Raw genomic sequence first — 17,746 nt, 5'->3', positions numbered from 1 at the left:
TCGCCGCATCCGCAGAAAACCCGTCACTATGCGCAGGCTCGCCACACCCCAGGACCTCGAAGCGGTCTTCTCCATCTACATGCACGAGAGCGTGGTCCCGTTCCTCGGCTACGACCCGATGCCGCTCGATGAATTCCGCGCCATCTACAAGGAGCTGGTCGACAGCCGCAGCTTCTACGTCTATGAAGTCGATGGCCGCGTCGCGGGCTTCTACCGCGCGACGCGCTATCCGGGCCGCGTGCGGCACGTGGCCTGCTTCGGCACGCTCGCGGTCGATCCGTCGCTGCACGGCAAGGGCGTTGCGCAGGCCATGGTGACCGATGCCATCGCCAGGCTCAAGGCCGAGGGCGTCAAGCGCATCGAGCTCTATGCCGAAAGCGACAACGCGCCGGGGCTGCGCTTCTACGAGAAGCTGGGCTTCGAGTACGAAGGCACCCTGCGCAAGTTCTACAAGCGCGCCGGCGAGGCCGACTACATCGACGACCACCTGCTGGCGCTGCTGATCGACTGAGAACGATGAGGCTCAGGGCTTCCAGCGCCGCAGCAGCAGCGCATTGGCCATCACGCTGACGCTCGACAGCGCCATCGCCGCCCCCGCCACCACCGGGCTCAGCAGCCCGAAGGCGGCCAGCGGAATGCCGGCCACGTTGTAGGCAAAGGCCCAGAACAGGTTCTGCCGGATCTTGGCCACCGTGCGTGCCGAGAGCTCGAGCGCCTCGGCCACGAGCGCCAGGTCGCCGCGCATCAGCGTGATGCCCGCCGCTTCCATCGCCACGTCGGTGCCGCCGCCCGCAGGCGCCATGGCAATGCCGACGTCGGCTGCGGCCAGCGCGGGTGCGTCGTTGGCGCCGTCGCCGATCATCGCGACCACCTGGCCGTTCTTCTTCAGGGCGCTGACCTGCGCCGCCTTGTCGGCGGGCAGCACCTCGGCACGCACGTCCTCGGCCGCAATGCCGAGCCGCGCCGCCATGGCCTGCGCGGCGCGCAGGTTGTCGCCCGAGATCATCACCACGCGCAGGCCGCGTGCATGCAGCGTGCGGATGGCTTGTGCGGCCTCGGGCTTGGGCTCGTCGGCAAAGGCCAGCAGCGCCTGCACCCGGGCAGCGCCCGCGTCGTCGAAGCGCAGCAATGCGGACACCGTGGCGCCCTGCACGTGCAGGCGCTCGACCTGTGCGGGGTCGAGCACGGCGCCGAGTTCCGCGCACCAGCGCAGGCTGGCAATGGCCCAGGGTTCGCCGTTCACCTGGCCGCGCACGCCGCGGCCAGGCATCGCCTGCATCACGCCCAATGGCGGCGCCTGCAGGCCGCGCTGCGCGGCCGCCGCCATCACGGCGCGTGCCAGCGGATGCTCGCTGCCGCCTTGCAGGCTGGCGGCGGTTGCGAGCAATGCAGCCTCGTCGCTGCCGCCTGCCATGGGCACCAGCGCCGTGAGCACCGGGCGGCCCAGCGTCAGCGTGCCGGTCTTGTCGAAGGCCACGGTGCCGACACGGTGCGCAAGCTCCAGCGCGCGCGCGTCCTTGATGAGAATGCCGCGGCGCGCCGCCACGCCGGTGCCGGCCATCACGGCGACCGGCGTCGCCAGGCCCAGCGCACAGGGACAGGCAATGACCAGCACGGCCACCGCGTGGATCATGGCCACCTCGATGCCGGCGCCTGCGAGCAGCCAGCCCACCAGCGTGGCCAGCGCAATCGCCAGCACCACCGGCACGAACACGGCCGCGACCTGGTCCACCAGCCGCTGGATCGGCGCCTTGGCGGCCTGTGCGTCCTCGACCAGGCGGATGATGCGCGCCAGCACGCTCTCGGCGCCGACCGCGCTCACCTCGACGACCATGCGGCCGTCGCCGTTCACGGCGCCGCCCGTCAGCGGGTCGCCAGGTCCCTTCGGCACCGGCAGCGGCTCGCCCGTGAGCATCGATTCATCGACCTCGGACTGCCCCTCGATCACGCGCGCATCGGCGGGCACGCGCTCGCCCGGACGCACCGCGAGCCGGTCGCCCACCATCACCTCGGCCAGCGGCACGTCGCTTTCGCCACGCGGGCCGACCAGGTGCGCGGTCTCGGGCCGCAGCTGCTGCAGCGCGCGGATCGCCGAGGTGGCCTGCCGCTTGGCGCGCGCCTCCAGCCACTTGCCGAGCAGCACCAGCGTGATCACCACAGCCGAGGCTTCGAAATACAGATGCGGCATGCCGCCGTGCCCCGCGTGCGCGCCCGTGGCCGCGCGCCACCAGAGCCAGAGCGACAAGCCGAATGCCGCACTGGTGCCGAGCGCCACCAGCAGGTCCATGTTGCCGGTGCCCGCCTTTGCGGCATGCCAGCCCGCGCGGTAGAAGCGCGCGCCGAGCCAGAACTGCACCGGCGCCGCCAGCAGCAGCTGCAGCCAGGGCGGCAGCATCCAGTCCTGCCCGAAGGGTTGGCCAAGCATCGGTGCCAGCAGCGGTATCGACAGCAGCAGCCCGACGGCCACAGGCCCGAAGCCGTGCCAGGGCGACAACGCAGCGGCCTCGTCAGCCGCGCCGCTTGCCGCGCGCGGCTCGTAGCCCGCCGCGCGCACGGCGCGGCGCAGGCGGGCATCCATGTCTTCGCCGCCGGCGGCCGTGACCACGCGCGCCGATTCGGTGGCGAGATTCACGCTGACGTCCTGCACGCCCGGCACGTTCTTGAGCGCGCGTTCCACACGCATCACGCAAGAGGCGCAGGTCATGCCGCCGACGGAAAGATCGAGGGTGCTCATCGGGTGGTGTAGGTTTTGCAGCAGATTGTCCATGCCCCGAGGCTAAAGTCTCACATCATGGCAAGGTCAAGCCGCAACACGCAGTGTCCCTGCGCTGGACATTGACATCATGAGAAGGTTCAAACTGGCGCTTCGTTCACTTCATTTCATTCAACAGGAGCAAACACGATGAGCCAGAAATTCCAGGTCTCGGGCATGAGCTGCGGCCACTGCGTGAGCGCGGTGCAGAACGCGGTGCAAACGGTGGACCCCGAAGCGCAGGTCACGGTGGATCTTGAAACCGGCCATGTCGACGTGCTGAGCGCGCAACCGCGCCAGGACATCGTGGCGGCCATCGAGAACGCCGGCTACCGGGTCCAATGAGCGGCTTCGGCACTGTCTCGATCGGCGAGGCCGCGCGGCTCTCGGGTGTCTCGGCGCGCATGGTGCGGCACTACGAGGGCCTGGGCCTGCTGCCCCCGGTGGCGCGCACCGAAAGCGGCTACCGCCAGTACGGCGATGCCGACATCCACACGCTGCGCTTCATCAAGCGCTCGCGCGATCTCGGCTTCTCGATAGAGGAAATCGCCGAGCTCGTGGGCCTGTGGCACAACCGCCGGCGCGCGAGCGCCAGCGTGAAGCGCATCGCGCAAAAGCACCTGGGCGAACTGGAGCAGCGCATTGCCGATATGCAGTCGATGCGCAGCACGCTCGCGCATCTGGTGCACTGCTGCCACGGCGACGCGCGCCCCGACTGCCCCATCCTCGACGACTTGGCGAAATAGGCGAAGAAAGACTCACGCTCCCCTGACGAGCGACAGCACCTTTCCTGCGTCGAGGGTGCGGGCCTTTTCCTGGATGGCCGGCAGGTACTGGGTCTGCAGGCTCTTGCCTTCCTGCACCACGCCCGAGAAGCTTTCCTTGAGCATCTGCGCCGAGAGCGTGCGGCCGCCCGCGTAGTAGCGCTTGGCCACGTGCCCGAGCGCGTAGGTCGAGGCGAAGCTCATGCCCGAGCTCACCGCCTGGTTGCCGAGGCCGCGCAGCAGACCGCCACCCATCTTGCCGAGCAGGCCGCCGAGCAGCTTGCGCCCGGCCTGTTCCAGGTACTGCGAGGTCAGGCCCACGCCGACTGTCGCCAAAAAATCCTTCACGTGGCCGCTGTCGAGCTCGTAGCCGTGGGCCTTGCCGATGCGGTAGACCAGCTTCATCTGCAGCGGAATGATCGCCATGGTCGAGAGCGTCTCGGGCAGCAGTTCGAGCGCGCCGTTGAGGATGGACGCGTTGAGGATGGACTTGTCGAGCTCTGCGCTGTCGGGCGATGGCGCAGCAGCAACAGCGGCGGGCGCCACGGCCGTGGCTGTGACAGTGGCCGCCGCCGGCACCGCTGCCGCAATCTCTTCCGCCTGCTGCGAGAACTGCGCCGCCGAAGCATCGAGCCCGAGCGAAGTGCGCACGTCCGCCAGGAACATGCGCTCGGCATCGGACTGCGTGCCGTCCGCATCGCACACGCACACCGCCATCTCGTAGGCCAGCTGCTTCGATTCCGTGCTCTTGAGCTCGCCGGCGACCGAAGCCAGCGAGACGCGCTTCATCAGCACGTCCTGGTAGAGCGTGGGCAGGTTCACGCCGTCGGCTTGCGAAAGGCCCTCGGCAATGCGCTTGATCTCGGCGCGTTCGCGCTCGTGCTTCTCGCCGTCGACGAAGGCGGCCAGGAGGCTGAGGGACACGATGGCCCGGGTTTCGGAAGGTGTCACGTTCGAATTTCCACTGGTTGAGGGACAAAGTTCGTTCGGCATGGCGCCCAAAGGTTCCGCCGCCGGTTCTCCCCACAAAGCTTGGGCAACTCTGTGGATAACACTCGCACTTCCTTGTAAGAGAAAGCTAAGTGATTGATCTGTAAGGTAAATCTACAGTCTGCCCAAATATGAGGCAATGAATTTCTCGCGCCGGAAAACGCCTTTGGCAGATTTTCCGGAGCGTGTCAAAGGACAACTCTGGGGAGATTTCCGGCACAAGCAGGGCGTTATCCACAGGGCCGGCGCTTCCAGCAATGTTGTTCCTTTTGGCGCGACAGCACAAAAGCGCAGCTGCGCACAGTGACGCAGGCATGACAAGTCCATGTCACGCAAGGGAAAAAGTGCCATGTCCACAGACCGGCGCTGCCCTTATCTACTACTACTAATTTGAATAAGAGAAATAAGAAATAGAAACGGGGACAGCGCCGCGCCCGAAAAAAAGTTCGTGAACGGCCGCGCCGTGTTCGCGGCGCCACGCAGCCAAACCAGCCTCGCCGATCGGCGCCCGCTCGCTAACATCCGGGGATGAGTTTCAAACCGCGCATCCTGATCGCCGAAGACGAATCGGGCATTGCCGACACCCTCCAGTACGTCCTGAAGAGCGACGGCTTCACGCCGGTCTGGTGCGCCACGGCCGAAGACGCCATCGCGCAGTTCGCACAGGAACCGCCGGCGCTCGCGATCCTGGACGTGGGACTGCCCGATCTCAACGGCTTCGAGCTGTTCAAGCGGCTGCGCGCGCTCAACCAGTCGCAGGGCGGCGCCGAGGTGCCGATGCTGTTTCTCACGGCCCGCAGCGACGAGATCGACCGCGTGGTGGGGCTGGAACTCGGCGCCGACGACTACATCGCCAAGCCCTTTTCGCCGCGCGAACTGGTGGCGCGGGTACGCACCATCCTGCGGCGCAGCGCGCGAGCGGCCCCTGGAGCGCCCGCAGGACCGGGCGACGGGGTACCCCCTCGAATTCCGGGCGCGGCGCCTCCAGCGCCCGCCCAGCACCCCGCAATGCCGTTTGCACTGGACAACGAGCGCATGCAGATCCGCTACTACGGACGCCTGCTCGAGCTCTCGCGCTACGAATACGGGCTGCTGCGGCTGCTGGTGCAGCGGCCGGGGCGCGTGTTCACGCGCGACGAGCTGCTGCAACTGGTCTGGGACGACGCGAGCGACAGCTTCGACCGCACGGTCGATGCCCATGTGAAGACCCTGCGCGCCAAGCTCAAGGCCGTGGCGCCCGAGGTGGAGCCGATCCGCACGCTGCGCGGCACCGGCTATGCGCTGAACGAAGATTTGCCTCCGACGCCGTGAGCCGGCGCACGCGGATATTCATTGGAATCCTGCTGATCTACACGGCGGGCATCGCCTTCCTGCTCTACCGCGTGGTGTCGGACATCGATCCGCGCTACCGCGAATCGGCCGAGGAATCGCTGGTCGAGACTTCGCAGCTCGTGGCCAGCCTGGTCGAGCTGGACGTGATCGCGGGCGCCCTCAACACCGCGCGGCTCGAGCCGCTGTTCCGCACGGTCTATGCGCGCGAGTTCTCCGCGCAGATCTACAACCTGCACAAGAACCGCGTCGAGCTGCGCGTGTACGTCACCGACCGCAGCGGCCGCGTGGTGTTCGATTCGCTCGGCAGGCACCTGGGCGCCGACTACTCGCAGTGGAGCGACGTGAGCCGCACGCTCGCCGGCCTGTACGGTGCGCGCACCTCGCGCGACGTCGATGGCGATCCGCGCACCTCGGTGATGTACGTGGGCGCGCCGATCCGGTGGAACAACGAGATCGTCGGCATGGTGAGCGTCGGCAAACCGGTGCAGAGCTTCGGCCAGTTCGTGGAGGACGCGCGGGCCCGCACGCTGTGGGTGGGCGTGGGTTCGGGGCTGGCGCTGCTGCTGCTGGCGGTGATCGTCTCGGTCTGGCTGGTGCGGCCTTTCGGGCTGATCTCGGACTACTGGGCCTGGGTGCGCGCGCAGCGCACGCTGAGCCTTTCGCGCATGGCGCGGCGCGCCGTGGATGCGGTGCGCACCGGCTTCAGCGAAATGCGCGATGCGCTGACCGGCCGCAACTACGTGGCCGACTACGTGCAGACCTTCACGCACGAAGTGAAGAGCCCGCTCTCGGCGATCCGCGGCGCGGCCGAGCTGCTGCAGGAACCGTCGATGCCGCATGCGGAGCGCGAGCGTTTCCTGAAGAACATCGAGCGCGAAACGCAGCGCATCCAGGAAATCGTCGACCGCATGATGGAGCTCACCGCGCTGGAAACCCGCCACGGGCTCGACCGCACGGAGCCGGTGGCGCTGGCTTCGCTGATCGAGGACATCGCCATCAGCGCGCAGCCTGCGGCGGCCAAGCGCAACATCGGCGTGCGCGTGAACATCCGCGCCGAGGCGCGCGCCGAGGGCGATCCGTTCCTGCTGCGGCGCGCCATCAGCAACCTGCTGGACAACGCGATCGATTTTTCACCGCAGGGCAGCGAGGTGCTGCTGACGCTGGAAACCACCTCGAAGCTGGCGCGCGTGAGCGTGCGCGACCACGGCCCGGGCATTCCCGACTACGCACAGGAAAAAGTCTTCCAGAAGTTCTATTCGCTCGCGCGGCCGCACAGCCAGAAGAAGAGCACCGGGCTCGGGCTGGCCTTCGTGAAGGAGATTGCCGCGCTGCACCGCGGACGCATCGAGCTCGGCAATGCGGCGCGCGGCGGCGCGGTGGCCACGCTCACGCTGCCGCTGCTGCCGTCACACCACTGAACGGGTCACTGGCCCGTGAGTGCCGCGTAGGCCCTGCGCGTTGCGGGGCTCACGGCCTCGAGCAGTTGCTCGTACGAGGTCTTGTGCCGCGCCAGCATGCGCGCCGAGGCCACCGTCTTCGACTTGCAGAACCAGTGGCAGGTGTGCTGCATCAGGAACAACTCGGCCGACATGGTGAAGGCCTTGGCTTTCGGCGAGCGGCCCGCGTCGTTGCGCATGACCTCGGCAATGCCGCGCGCGTGGATCGCCAGCGCTTCGCGCAGGTCGAAGGTCGCGGCCGGAAACAGCTTGTGCGCGAAGGGAATGGCCACGGGCAGCTTGCTCACGCGTGCATCCGCGGCGTCGACCCGCGCGAACTCGGCGGCAAAGCTGTCGAACTGGGCCGAGAGCTTTTCCTCGGTGGAGTCGAGCAGGCTCCAGATCTGCTGGCGCCGCTCGGCGTTGTCCTCGCCCAGGCAGCGCAGGTAGCCTTCGGTGAGGCTCTCCATCAGCCTTTCGATCTGGTATCTGCCCAGGTGGCTGCCCAGCAGTGCGATGCGCTGGCGCTGGTCCCTGGACTTGAGGATGTAGGCGCCGACGACGATCGACGTCGCCAGGATAAGGATTTCCATGGGGAAAGAAGCGTGGGAAGGTAAAGCGAAAGGAGCCGCACCGAGTGTAGAGACTCGGTGCGGCTCCTTCCCGCCATGCCGCCTCAGCGGAAGAAATCGAGGATGCGGTTGCGCTCTTCGGGCTGCGGCGGCGGGCCCAGCGGCGGCGGGGCAGCGACCGGCGGCACGCCCGTGAGTTCTTCGGCCGGCACGGGCGGCGCCTCGCTCTCCACGCCCAGGCTCGCCACGCTGTGGCCCGGCGTGAAGTCGTCGAAGTACCACTCGCCATCGATGTTGGCGACGCCCGGCGGCTCGGCAATCTTGCTCACCGGCACGCCCTTGAGCGCGGCCTGCATGTAGCCGATCCAGATCGGCAGGCTCAGGCTGCCGCCGGTTTCGCCGCGCACGCCCAGCTGGCGCGGCGTGTCGTAGCCGATCCATGCAATGCCCACGGTGGTGGGCTGGAAGCCCGCGAACCAGGTGTCGAAGGAGTCGTTGGTGGTGCCGGTCTTGCCGAACAGGTCGTCGCGCTTGAGTGCCTGGTAGGCGCGCGCGGCGGTGCCGCCCTTCACCACGCTCTGCAGCAGCGAATCCATGATGAAGGCATTGCGCTCGGGAATGGCGCGGCGGCTTTCGTCGAGCACCGGCGGCTCGGTCTCGACCAGCACCTTGTCGCGCAGGTCGGTGATGCGCGTGACCAGGTACGGATTGACCTTGTAGCCGCCGTTGGCGAACACCGAGTAGGCGGTGGCCATCTGCATCGGCGTGACCGAACCGGCACCCAGCGCCATCGGCAGGTAGGCCGGATGCTTGTCCTTGTCGAAGCCGAAGCGGGTGATCCACTCCTGCGCATACGGCGCGCCGATGGCCTGCAGCACGCGCACGGTCACGAGGTTCTTCGACTTCATCAGCGCGGTGCGCAGCGGCATCGGTCCCTCGAAGCCGCCGTCGAAGTTCTTCGGTTCCCAGGGCTGGCCGCCCTGGGTGCCCGGCTCGAAGTACAGTGGCGCATCGTTGACGATGGTCGCGGGCGTGAAGCCCTTCTCGAGCGCGGCCGAATAGATGAAGGGCTTGAAGCTCGAGCCCGGCTGGCGCCAGGCCTGCGTCACGTGGTTGAACTTGTTCTTGCCGAAATCGAAGCCGCCCACCAGCGACTTGATGGCGCCGGTGCGCGGATCCATGCCGATGAAGGCGCCCTCCACTTCGGGCAGCTGCGTGATCTCCCAGGTGTTCTTCGGCGTGCGGGCCACGCGGATCACCGCGCCGCGGCGGATCTTGATGTGGGGCGGTGCCTTTGCCGCAAGGCCCGACTGCGCAGGCCGGAGCCCTTCGCCCGTGATCTGCACGGTTTCGCCGTTCGCGCGCACCGCGTTGATTTCCTTGCTGCCGGCTTCCAGCACCACGGCGGCCATCACGTCGCCGTTGTCGGGATGCTCGGCCAGCGCTTCGTCCACCGCCTCGTCGACTTCCTTGGGATCGGCGGGCAGGTCGACGAAGCGCTCGGGCCCGCGATAGGGCTGGCGCCGCTCGTAGTCCATGATGCCCTTGCGCAGCGACCTGTAGGCCGCCGCCTGGTCGGCCGCCACCAGCGAGGTGTAGACCTTCATGCCGCTGGTGTAGATGCTGTCGCCGTACTGCGCGTACATCATCTGGCGCACCGTCTCGGCCACGTATTCCGCATGCAGCCGGTTCGGATCGGCGGCATCTCGCAGGTGCAGTTCTTCCTTCTTGGCCTCGGCCGCCTGCTCGGCGGTGATGAAGCCGGTTTCCTGCATGCGGTCGATCACGTAGAGCTGGCGTGCGCGGGCGCGCCGAGGATTGGCCACCGGGTTGTTGGCGCCGGGTGCCTTGGGCAGGCCGGCCAGCATGGCGGCTTCGGCCAGCGTGACGTTGTTCAGCGGCTTGCCGAAATACGCCTCGGATGCGGCGGCAAAGCCGTAGGCGCGATTGCCCAGGTAGATCTGGTTCAGGTAGATCTCCAGGATCTGGTCCTTGGTGAGCTGCTGCTCCAGGCGCAGCGCCAGCAGGATCTCGTAGGCCTTGCGGCTCAGCGTGCGTTCCGAACTCAGGTAGACGTTGCGCGCCACCTGCATCGTGATGGTCGATGCGCCCTGCTTGCGGCCGCCCTTGAGGCTGGCCACGGCCGCGCGTGCGAAGCCCTTGTAGTCGACGCCGCCATGGTCGTAGAAGCGCGCGTCTTCCACTGCGAGCACGGCGTCCTTCATGACCTTGGGAATGCTCGCAAAGGGCGTGAGCGTGCGGCGCTCCTCGCCGAACTCGCCGATCAGCGTGCCTTCGACCGTGTACACGCGCAGGGGCAGCTTGGGCCGGTAGTCGGCCAGTTCGGAAATGTCGGGCAGCCGGGGATAGATGGCGGCCACCGCGACGACGGCGGCCACCAGCAGCACCAGCGCGCCGGAGCCGAGCGCGATGGCGCTCCACCGCGCCGCGCGCCGCAGCTTCACTGAACGCTGCGAGCGCGCGGGCTCGGTGGAAGGAGAAGAATCGTCCATGGGAATCAGTGGCAAAAAGGTAAGGAAAAAAACAGTCCGTAGCGTTGGTTACACGGACGCGGCCGCAACAGGTAAGACCGGCTCGGGCGTTCGGGGGTTCCCGGCCGACAGTGCATACCAGTCGACCTTGCGCGTGGCGAGCATCAGCACCGTCAGCATGCCGAATGTCAGCAGTGCGCCGAGCAGCAGCGCATTGCTTTCCGATGCCAGCAGGCCGTAGAGCGCGCCATAGAGTACCGCGACATAGGCCCCGAAGCCCGCGCCGCGTTTCCAGCTTTGCAAGACCGCGCTGAAATAGATGCCCAGCAGCAGCACGCTCGCGCCGGCCGCGCTGGCATAGGCCAGCCAGAAGGCCAGCTTCTCGGACAGGGCCAGCAGCAGCAGGAAGAACAGCGCGATCGAGAGGCCGACCAGGCCGTACTGCACCGGATGCATGCGCTGCCTGCGGAACAGCTCGAACATGAAGGCCGCCATGATCACCAGCCCGATGAAGAGCGCGCCGTACTTGCCGGCGCGCGTGCTCATCGAATACACATTGACCGGCTGCGCGAGCGAGACGTCGAAGGTCTGCAGGGGGCCGAGGTCGCGTGGCGCGCGGCTGGTTGCAACCGCGGCTGCCGCCGTGGCGGCACTGGCGGCATCGCTGCGGCCAGGCAGTCCGGCGCGCACCTGCTCGCGCGCCGAGGTCACGAGCGAGGACACGCGCCAGTGCGCATCGAAGCCCTGCGGCGTCACTTCGCGCTGGGTGGCGAGAAAGCGGCCGCCGAAACTCGGGTGCGCCCAGGGCGAACGCAGGTGGGCGGTGGTCTCCTCGGCAATCGGCACCATCGAGAGCGTGTCCTGCCCGACGAGGCCGAGCTTCATCTCGAAGGGCAGCGGCGCCTTCGCTTCCCATGCGGCCAGCGCGGCGCCGGTGAGCGGCGCGTGGATGCCGTCGGCCAGCGAGGCATCGTCCGCCAGGCCGGGCACGCGCTGCCTGAAACGCAAAGCCTCGCCGTTCATCGCGATGGAAGGCGAACCGTCGATCCCGCGCAGGTCGCTCACGCCGAAGACGACGAAAGGCGCCTTGAACTCGATGCCCGAATCGGTTTCGCTGTGCGCCACCGACTTGGGATCGAAGGCCGAAAAACCGCCGCCGAGCGTGGCATCGAGCGTATAGAACGGAATCCTGAAGATGCCCCGGTAGCGTTCGTGCGGTGTCATCGAGCCTTCGATGTGCAGCTTGTCGGGAAACAGCACATGGGTCATTTCCTTGCTGCGCGCCTCCTGACCGATCACCTGGCCCTGCGCGTTGCGCAGCGGCTCCGTCCAGCGCTCCACATAGGGCACCAGCAGCAGCGGGCCCACCACGGTCTGCGGGCCTGCATAGGTGGCAGCAAGCTCCGCGGCGGCCTCGCGCTGGCTGTTGCCGCGCTCGCGGTTGATCGCATTGATCTCGGCCAGCGGAATGCACAGCAAGAGCGTGAGCAGCAGCAGCCCGGCCACCTTGACCAGCATCGAACCCTGCAGGGCCTTCAGCAACTGGAACATGTTTTTTCTCCTCGTCGATTGTCGAAGCCGCGATGCTCGCCGCGCCATCCGAAGCGCGTGTGAAGCGCAGCCGCCGGCGGACTTCACACAGGCTTCACACAAGGCCGCATCCGCGCGCCGGACTTCAAGGAGCCTTCCAATTTCCTTCTCGCGCGGTGCCGACAGTTGCGGCTGTGCAAGTTCGCACGGACACCAACACCCACACCGCCATGGATGCCCACACTTCCACCCGCCCCGGCCGCTGGCTCTGGCTCGCCACCGTGAGCCTGGCCACGGCGGGCTTCGTCGCGCTCAGCCTCAACCCGGTGCATGCCCAGGAAGCACCCGGCCCGCGGCTGAAGACCGAGAGCCCGTACTTCTTCGTGAAGAGCGACGATCCCTCGGTCGACCGCCTGCCGCTCAAGGCCACCGAGGTGGCGGTGAAGATCTCGGGCGTCATTGCCGACGTGACCGTCACGCAGACCTACCGCAACGAAGGCCAGCGCGCCATCGAGGCGAAGTATGTTTTTCCGGGCTCGACCAAGGCTGCCGTGAGCGGCCTCAACGTGCGCCTGGCCGACCGGCTGATCACCGCGCAGATCCGCGAGAAGCAGCAGGCGCAGATCGAATACGACACCGCCAAGAAGGAAGGCAAGACCGCCGCGCTGCTCGAGCAGCACCTGCCCAACGTGTTCCAGATGAACGTCGCCAACATCCTGCCGGGCGACGACGTGAAGGTGGAGCTGCGCTATACCGAACTGCTGGTGCCGCAGTCGGGCAACTATGCGTTCGTGTTTCCCACCGTGGTGGGCCCGCGCTACAACAGCCCGCAGTCGGAGAACGCCCAGGTCCAATGGGTGGCGCAGCCCACGCTGCGCGCGGGGCGCGCGTCCGGCACCAGCTTCAGGCTCAAGGCCAGCATCGACACACCCATGGGGCTGAAGGAGGTGCGCTCCTCGTCCCACACCATCGAGGTGAAAAAGAGCGACGAAGACCGGCACGCCGACATCGCGCTCGCGGCCGACGGGCGACCCGCGGACAACCGCGACTTCGTGCTCGACTACCGCCTTGCGGGCGAAAGGATCGAATCGGGCCTGATGCTCTACAAGGGCCAGAACACCGACGGCAGTGCCGAGAACTTCTTTCTTGCGATGGTCGAGCCGCCCAAGGCGGTGGCCGCCAACGCGATTTCGCCGCGCGACTATATCTTCGTGGTCGACATCTCGGGCTCGATGCACGGCTTTCCGCTCGACACCGCCAAGACCGTGCTCGAACGGCTGATCGGCGGCCTCCGGCCCAGCGACACCTTCAACGTGCTGCTGTTCTCGGGCAGCAACAAGATGCTCTCGCCCCAATCGGTGCCGGCCACGCGCGCCAACATCGAGCAGGCGCTGGCCACCATCAAGAACTATGGCGGCAGCGGCAGCACCGAGCTGATTCCCGCGCTCAAGCGCGTCTACGCCGAGCCGAAGGAAGAGAACGTGTCGCGCACCGTGGTGCTGGTGACCGACGGCTACGTGAGCGTGGAGCGCGAGGCTTTCGAGCTGGTGCGCAAGAACCTTTCGAAGGCCAACGTGTTCGCCTTCGGCATCGGCTCGTCGGTGAACCGCAGCCTGATGGAAGGCATTGCGCGCGCCGGCATGGGCGAGCCCTTCATCATCACCGACCCGATCCAGGCGCCCGAGCAGGCCGCGCGCTTCCGCCGCATGGTGGAGTCGCCGGTGCTCACCAATGTGAAGCTGACCTTCGGCGGTCTCGACGTGTACGACGTGGAGCCGCAGGCGCTGCCCGACGTGCTCGGCGAGCGCCCGGTGATCGTGTTCGGCAAGTGGCGCGCGGATCCGGAAGGCAAAGCCAAGGGCCGCGTCATCGTCGAAGGCCAGGCTGCCAACGGCCCGTACCGCCAGGAACTGCGCATCGACCCGCAGCTGCGCCAGGACACGGCCGCGCTGCGCACGCTGTGGGCGCGCCACCGCATCCAGAGCCTGAGCGACCAGGAGACGCTCGAGGGCGGCAGCGCCTTCAAGGAGCGCATCACCGAGCTCGGCCTCAAGTACAGCCTGCTGACCCAGTACACCAGCTTCATCGCCGTCGACAAGGTGGTGCGCAACCCCGCGCCGCAGAACAGCGTGGGCGTGAACCAGCCGCTGCCGTTGCCGCAGGGCGTGAGCGAGCTCGCGCTCGGTGCCGAGGTGCCGAGCACGCCGGAGCCCGAGACGCTGGGCGCCATTGCCGTGGTGCTGTCGATGCTCGCGATGCTGCGCCGCCGCGCGCGCCGCAACGATCCGCGCCGCTTCACGGCCTGAGCCAGGGGAAAAGAAAAAATGTCATTGGCCGCACTCGCCCATCGCCATCCGCGCATCGTGGATTGGGGCATCCACGTCGACCGCGCACCGGCTGCCGGCTGGCTCGCACTGCAATTCGCCGCGCTCGCGCCGACCTGGGCCTGGATGGCCCGGCGCCTGCGCGACGGCTCCGACGATCCGCTGGGCCTGCTGGCACTGGCCGCCCTGGCTGCGCTGGCATGGCACTGCCGGCGCGAACTGCGGGCCGCGCCGCAGCTGGGCTGGCTGGCACTGGCCGGCGCCGGCACCGTGCTGGCGACCGTGCTGCGCACCGGGCTCGGCGCCTTGCCTGCGCTGCCGCCGCTCGCCACGGGCCTGGTGGCCGTGCTGGCGCTGGCCTGCGGCCTGCTGGCCTTCCTGCCGCGGCGCGTGGCCGCGCTGCCGGTGGCTGGCCTCGCAGTGCTCGCGCTGCCGCTGCTGTCGTCGCTGCAGTTCTATGCGGGCTACCCGCTGCGCGTGGTCACGGCCGAGGCGAGCCGCTGGTTGCTGGCGCCGGGCTTCAGAGTGGTGCGAGAAGGCAGCAGCCTGATGGTCGATGGCCGGCTGGTGATCGTCGACGCACCGTGCTCGGGCGTGCAGATGGTGTGGCTCGGCTACTTCACGGCCTGCGCGGTGGCGCTCTGGGCCCGCCGGAGCGATCGCGGCTTCCTGCGCCGGCTGCCGATGGTCGGCCTGCTGGTGCTGGGAGGCAACATCCTGCGCAACAGCGTGCTGGTTGCATTCGAAGGCGCAGGCCACCCGCTCGCGCCCTGGGCGCACAACCTGCTCGGGCTGCTGGTGCTGGCCGCGGTGTGCGGCGGCATCGCCCGCCTGATGGTGCCGGCGCGCACCGCGCCCTCGTTTGCCGACCAGCCGATCCCGGGCCTGATCACCACGCAAGGAGGCCGCCATGTCGACACGGTTCTTTGAAGCCCTGTTCGCCAACCATTTCATCAACCGCATCGGCCACAAGACGGCCTTCGCGCTCGCGATGCTGCTGTGCATGCTGTGGTCGACTGCGGCGGCGCTGCGCACGCCGCCCGAGCCTTCGATGGCCATGGCCTCGCATGAATGGCCCAGCCAGTGGGACGGCGTTCCATTGCGGCCACTGGCGCTCGGCGACGTCGAGCAACGCTTTGCCGACCGCTTCCCGGGCGCCATCGGCCGCATGACCGACGGCACGCAGACGATCGTGATGCGCGCGGTGAACGCCCCCACGCGCATGCTGCATCCGGCGGCCGACTGCTACCGCGCGCTGGGTTTTCGGATCGAACAGGCGCGCCTCGAACGCGATGCGCAGGAGCGGCTGTGGCGCTGTTTTGTTGCGCAACGGCACAGCACGCAAAAGATCCGCGTTTGCGAGCGCATCGTCGATGCCGAAGGCACGGCTTTCACCGACACTTCAGCCTGGTACTGGGCGGCGGCCAGTGGACGCTCGAGCGGTCCGTGGCAAGCTGTGACGGTGGCGAGGCCGATGTGATGAGAGTTTTGTGAAACAGATTCTGCGATTCGTGATCTACGGGCTGCTGGCCCTTGTCGTGACGACGTGTGTTGCTATCTTCCTGATAGTGAAACTGGTGCTTGCGCCGGCAGCGGGCGAGTGGAGCACCACGGTCGGAGCCGGCCCGCTGCGCGTGGCGGTGGGCGTGCCCACCGCGGTGCGCCTGGCCACCTCGCCCTGGTTCGCGCCGCGGCTCGACGGACACGCGTTCGACAGCCGGTTCGGCACCCTGCACTTCGCCTGGAAGGCAGCGGCCGGCGTGCTCGAAGTGCGCTGTTCGCCCTGCAGCGCCGAGGTTGCCGCGCTCGGCACGCAGCCGATCGTGTTCGAAGGCCTGGTCGCCACCGTGAAGCGGGACGGCAACACGCTGGCAGGCACCATCGAGGCCACGCCCCGCAGCGCCGAGGCCGCCGCCATGCTCCACGGTCAATGGGAAGGACACCTGCCGCCCAAGGGCAAGGGCCTGCAGCTCAGCGCCGACATCAAGGATGCACCCATTGCCCGCTGGTATGCGGTGCTCGCGCCCAACCTGCCCGAGCTGCAGCGTGCCCGGATCGGCGGCACGCTGGCGCTGCGCGGGCAGGTCGCGCTGCCCGAGGCCACGTTCGCGGTGCAGCCCACCGTGAGCCAGTTCACCGTCGAGGGGCTGGGCACCGAAGCCATGCTGGGCGCGCGCACCAGTTGCGGCGCGCCGTCGAAGCTGGCCAACGACAGCTGGCTGGCGCGCGCCGTCATCGCGGCCGAAGACCAGCGCTTCTTCACCCACGCCGGCTACGACCTGGCGGAGATCGTCGCGTCCATCGACAACAACCAGAAGGAAGGCCAGCCCAAGCGCGGCGGCAGCACGCTCACGCAGCAGCTCGCCAAGATGCTGGTGACCGGCAGCGACCGCACGGCGGAACGCAAGCTGCGCGAGCTGCTCTACGCGGTCGAAATGGAACAGACCCTGGGCAAGGCGCGGATCCTGCAGCTCTACCTGGACAACGCGCCGTGGGGCGGCAACCTGTGCGGCGCCGAAGCCGCCGCCCGGCGCTATTTCAAGCGTTCCGCGCGCAGCCTGGAGCCCGCGCAGGCGGTCTGGCTCGCGTCCATGCTGCACAAGCCGCAGGCGGTGCTCGAGCAATGGCGGCGCGACGGGCAGATCGACCCGGACCGCACCAAGTGGGTCGCCGAGAGCGTGCGCGGCATCAGCCGCAACCAGCGCGAGTCGCTGCTCAAGAGCGTGGCGGCCGCCAGATTCACCGCACCGGAGGCTTTTCCATGAACGAGGTCGAAGCCATCGAGCGCGCCACCGTGGCCGCCGTTTCGCCCCTTGCCGTCGAAGAGATCGACGGCTGGCTGCTGCCCTTCGACGACGGCACCGTCAAGCGCGCCAGGTCGGCCGTTCCGCTGCACCGCGAGCCGGTCGCAGCCCGCACGATCGACCGCATCGAGGACCGCTACGACCGCCGGCACTTCGTGCCCGCGTTCCGCTTGGCCGATGTTCCCTCTTTCGTGGCGCTGCAGTCCGAGCTGGAGCAGCGGCACTACGTCGGCGACTCGCCGACCTGCGTGCAGATCGGCTCCGCACGGCGCATGCGCGAGGTGGCCGCGGCCGGCGCCGCGCTGGCCGATGTCGACCTTGCGCCCGACGACGCCTGGGCCACCCTGTTCCTCGGCGAGGGCTTCGATCCCGTGGACGGCGCCCATCGCGTGCGGGCGCTCTCGCGCGCCCAGGGCTCCCTCTACGCCAGCGTGCGCGAAGGTCGCCGGACCGTTGCGGCGGGCGCCATGGCCTTCGGCCACGGATGGGCCAGCGTGCACGGCATGCGAACCGAGCAGTCGCAGCGCGGCCGGGGCCTGGCCGGGCGCGTGCTGGCGGGGCTCGCGCGGGCCGCGCTCGAGCGCGGCTTCGAGCGCGTGTTCCTGCAGGTCGACGCGCACAACGTGGCCGCCCACGCGCTCTACCGGCGCGCCGGTTTCTCGACGCAATGGCAGTACCGCTACTGGCAGCGCCAGCAGTGGCCGCGCTGAGGCCGCGCTGAGGCCGCAGCAGCGCGCCAGGGCCGATTCC

At 68.2% G+C, this 17,746-nt stretch carries 15 protein-coding genes; 10 read left to right on the top strand and 5 right to left on the bottom strand.

Annotated elements, in window-relative coordinates; all coding sequences use genetic code 11:
- Positions 1–28: 28 nt before the first annotated feature.
- Positions 29–511, top strand: coding sequence for a GNAT family N-acetyltransferase (locus RZE77_RS00155; protein WP_319440159.1), 483 nt, complete (start codon positions 29–31; stop codon positions 509–511).
- Between the two features lie 12 nt (positions 512–523).
- On the opposite strand, the gene RZE77_RS00150 is transcribed toward RZE77_RS00155, so the two are convergent.
- On the bottom strand, positions 524–2,767 hold the full coding sequence (locus tag RZE77_RS00150; protein WP_319440158.1) for a heavy metal translocating P-type ATPase: 2,244 nt from the start codon (positions 2,765–2,767) through the stop codon (positions 524–526).
- 135 nt (positions 2,768–2,902) lie between these two features.
- Here RZE77_RS00150 and RZE77_RS00145 point away from each other — a divergent pair, with 135 nt between their 5' ends.
- Both RZE77_RS00145 and cueR read left to right on the top strand, forming a co-directional pair.
- A complete protein-coding gene (locus tag RZE77_RS00145; RefSeq protein WP_124960334.1) occupies positions 2,903–3,097 on the top strand; it encodes a heavy-metal-associated domain-containing protein in 195 nt (64 codons plus the stop codon).
- Complete coding sequence (gene cueR, locus RZE77_RS00140) at positions 3,094–3,498, top strand: Cu(I)-responsive transcriptional regulator (protein WP_319440157.1); 405 nt, start codon at positions 3,094–3,096, stop codon at positions 3,496–3,498. Before RZE77_RS00145 ends, cueR begins: the two co-directional genes overlap by 4 nt.
- 12 nt (positions 3,499–3,510) lie before the next feature.
- On the opposite strand, the gene RZE77_RS00135 is transcribed toward cueR, so the two are convergent.
- On the bottom strand, positions 3,511–4,467 hold the full coding sequence (locus RZE77_RS00135) for a YcjF family protein (RefSeq protein WP_319440156.1): 957 nt from the start codon (positions 4,465–4,467) through the stop codon (positions 3,511–3,513).
- 567 nt (positions 4,468–5,034) lie between these two features.
- On the opposite strand from RZE77_RS00135, the gene creB reads away from it, so the two are divergent.
- A complete protein-coding gene (gene creB, locus RZE77_RS00130; RefSeq protein ID WP_319440155.1) occupies positions 5,035–5,817 on the top strand; it encodes a two-component system response regulator CreB in 783 nt (260 codons plus the stop codon).
- Positions 5,814–7,256 (top strand): two-component system sensor histidine kinase CreC, encoded by a 1,443-nt coding sequence (gene creC / locus RZE77_RS00125; RefSeq protein ID WP_319440154.1) that lies wholly within the window; start codon positions 5,814–5,816, stop codon positions 7,254–7,256. Before creB ends, creC begins: the two co-directional genes overlap by 4 nt.
- Before the next feature lie 5 nt (positions 7,257–7,261).
- Here creC and RZE77_RS00120 read toward each other — a convergent pair whose 3' ends face one another.
- The 3 genes from RZE77_RS00120 to creD form a co-directional block, all read right to left on the bottom strand.
- Positions 7,262–7,867, bottom strand: coding sequence for a hypothetical protein (locus RZE77_RS00120; RefSeq protein ID WP_319428334.1), 606 nt, complete (start codon positions 7,865–7,867; stop codon positions 7,262–7,264).
- Between the two features lie 83 nt (positions 7,868–7,950).
- Positions 7,951–10,359, bottom strand: coding sequence for a penicillin-binding protein 1A (locus tag RZE77_RS00115; RefSeq protein WP_319440153.1), 2,409 nt, complete (start codon positions 10,357–10,359; stop codon positions 7,951–7,953).
- Between the two features lie 48 nt (positions 10,360–10,407).
- The gene (creD, locus tag RZE77_RS00110) at positions 10,408–11,889 is read right to left on the bottom strand and encodes a cell envelope integrity protein CreD (protein ID WP_319440152.1); all 1,482 of its coding nucleotides are present in this window, start codon (positions 11,887–11,889) and stop codon (positions 10,408–10,410) included.
- A gap of 209 nt (positions 11,890–12,098) precedes the next feature.
- Between creD and RZE77_RS00105 the strand changes: the two genes are divergently transcribed.
- The 5 genes from RZE77_RS00105 to RZE77_RS00085 are packed head-to-tail and all read left to right on the top strand — an operon-like array spanning position 12,099 to position 17,706.
- Positions 12,099–14,174, top strand: coding sequence for a VIT and vWA domain-containing protein (locus RZE77_RS00105; RefSeq protein WP_319440151.1), 2,076 nt, complete (start codon positions 12,099–12,101; stop codon positions 14,172–14,174).
- An 18-nt stretch (positions 14,175–14,192) separates the two neighbouring features.
- Positions 14,193–15,122, top strand: coding sequence for an exosortase Q (gene xrtQ / locus RZE77_RS00100; RefSeq protein ID WP_319440150.1), 930 nt, complete (start codon positions 14,193–14,195; stop codon positions 15,120–15,122).
- Positions 15,103–15,672, top strand: a complete 570-nt coding sequence (locus RZE77_RS00095) for a hypothetical protein (RefSeq protein ID WP_319440149.1) — start codon at positions 15,103–15,105, stop codon at positions 15,670–15,672. The genes xrtQ and RZE77_RS00095 overlap by 20 nt, the downstream gene beginning before the upstream one ends.
- Before the next feature lie 10 nt (positions 15,673–15,682).
- The gene (locus tag RZE77_RS00090; RefSeq protein WP_319440148.1) at positions 15,683–16,957 is read left to right on the top strand and encodes a biosynthetic peptidoglycan transglycosylase; all 1,275 of its coding nucleotides are present in this window, start codon (positions 15,683–15,685) and stop codon (positions 16,955–16,957) included.
- Positions 16,954–17,706 carry a GNAT family N-acetyltransferase gene (locus RZE77_RS00085; RefSeq protein ID WP_319440147.1) on the top strand — a complete coding sequence of 251 codons (753 nt, stop codon included), beginning with the start codon at positions 16,954–16,956 and terminating at the stop codon, positions 17,704–17,706. Before RZE77_RS00090 ends, RZE77_RS00085 begins: the two co-directional genes overlap by 4 nt.
- Positions 17,707–17,746 lie beyond the last annotated feature (40 nt).

The organism is Variovorax sp. SPNA7, from assembly GCF_033807855.1.
In the GTDB taxonomy this organism is placed as follows: Bacteria; Pseudomonadota; Gammaproteobacteria; order Burkholderiales; family Burkholderiaceae_C; genus Variovorax; species Variovorax beijingensis.
The sequence above is the reverse complement of the archived record's forward strand: the minus strand, read 5'-3'. Positions and strand labels throughout refer to the sequence as shown.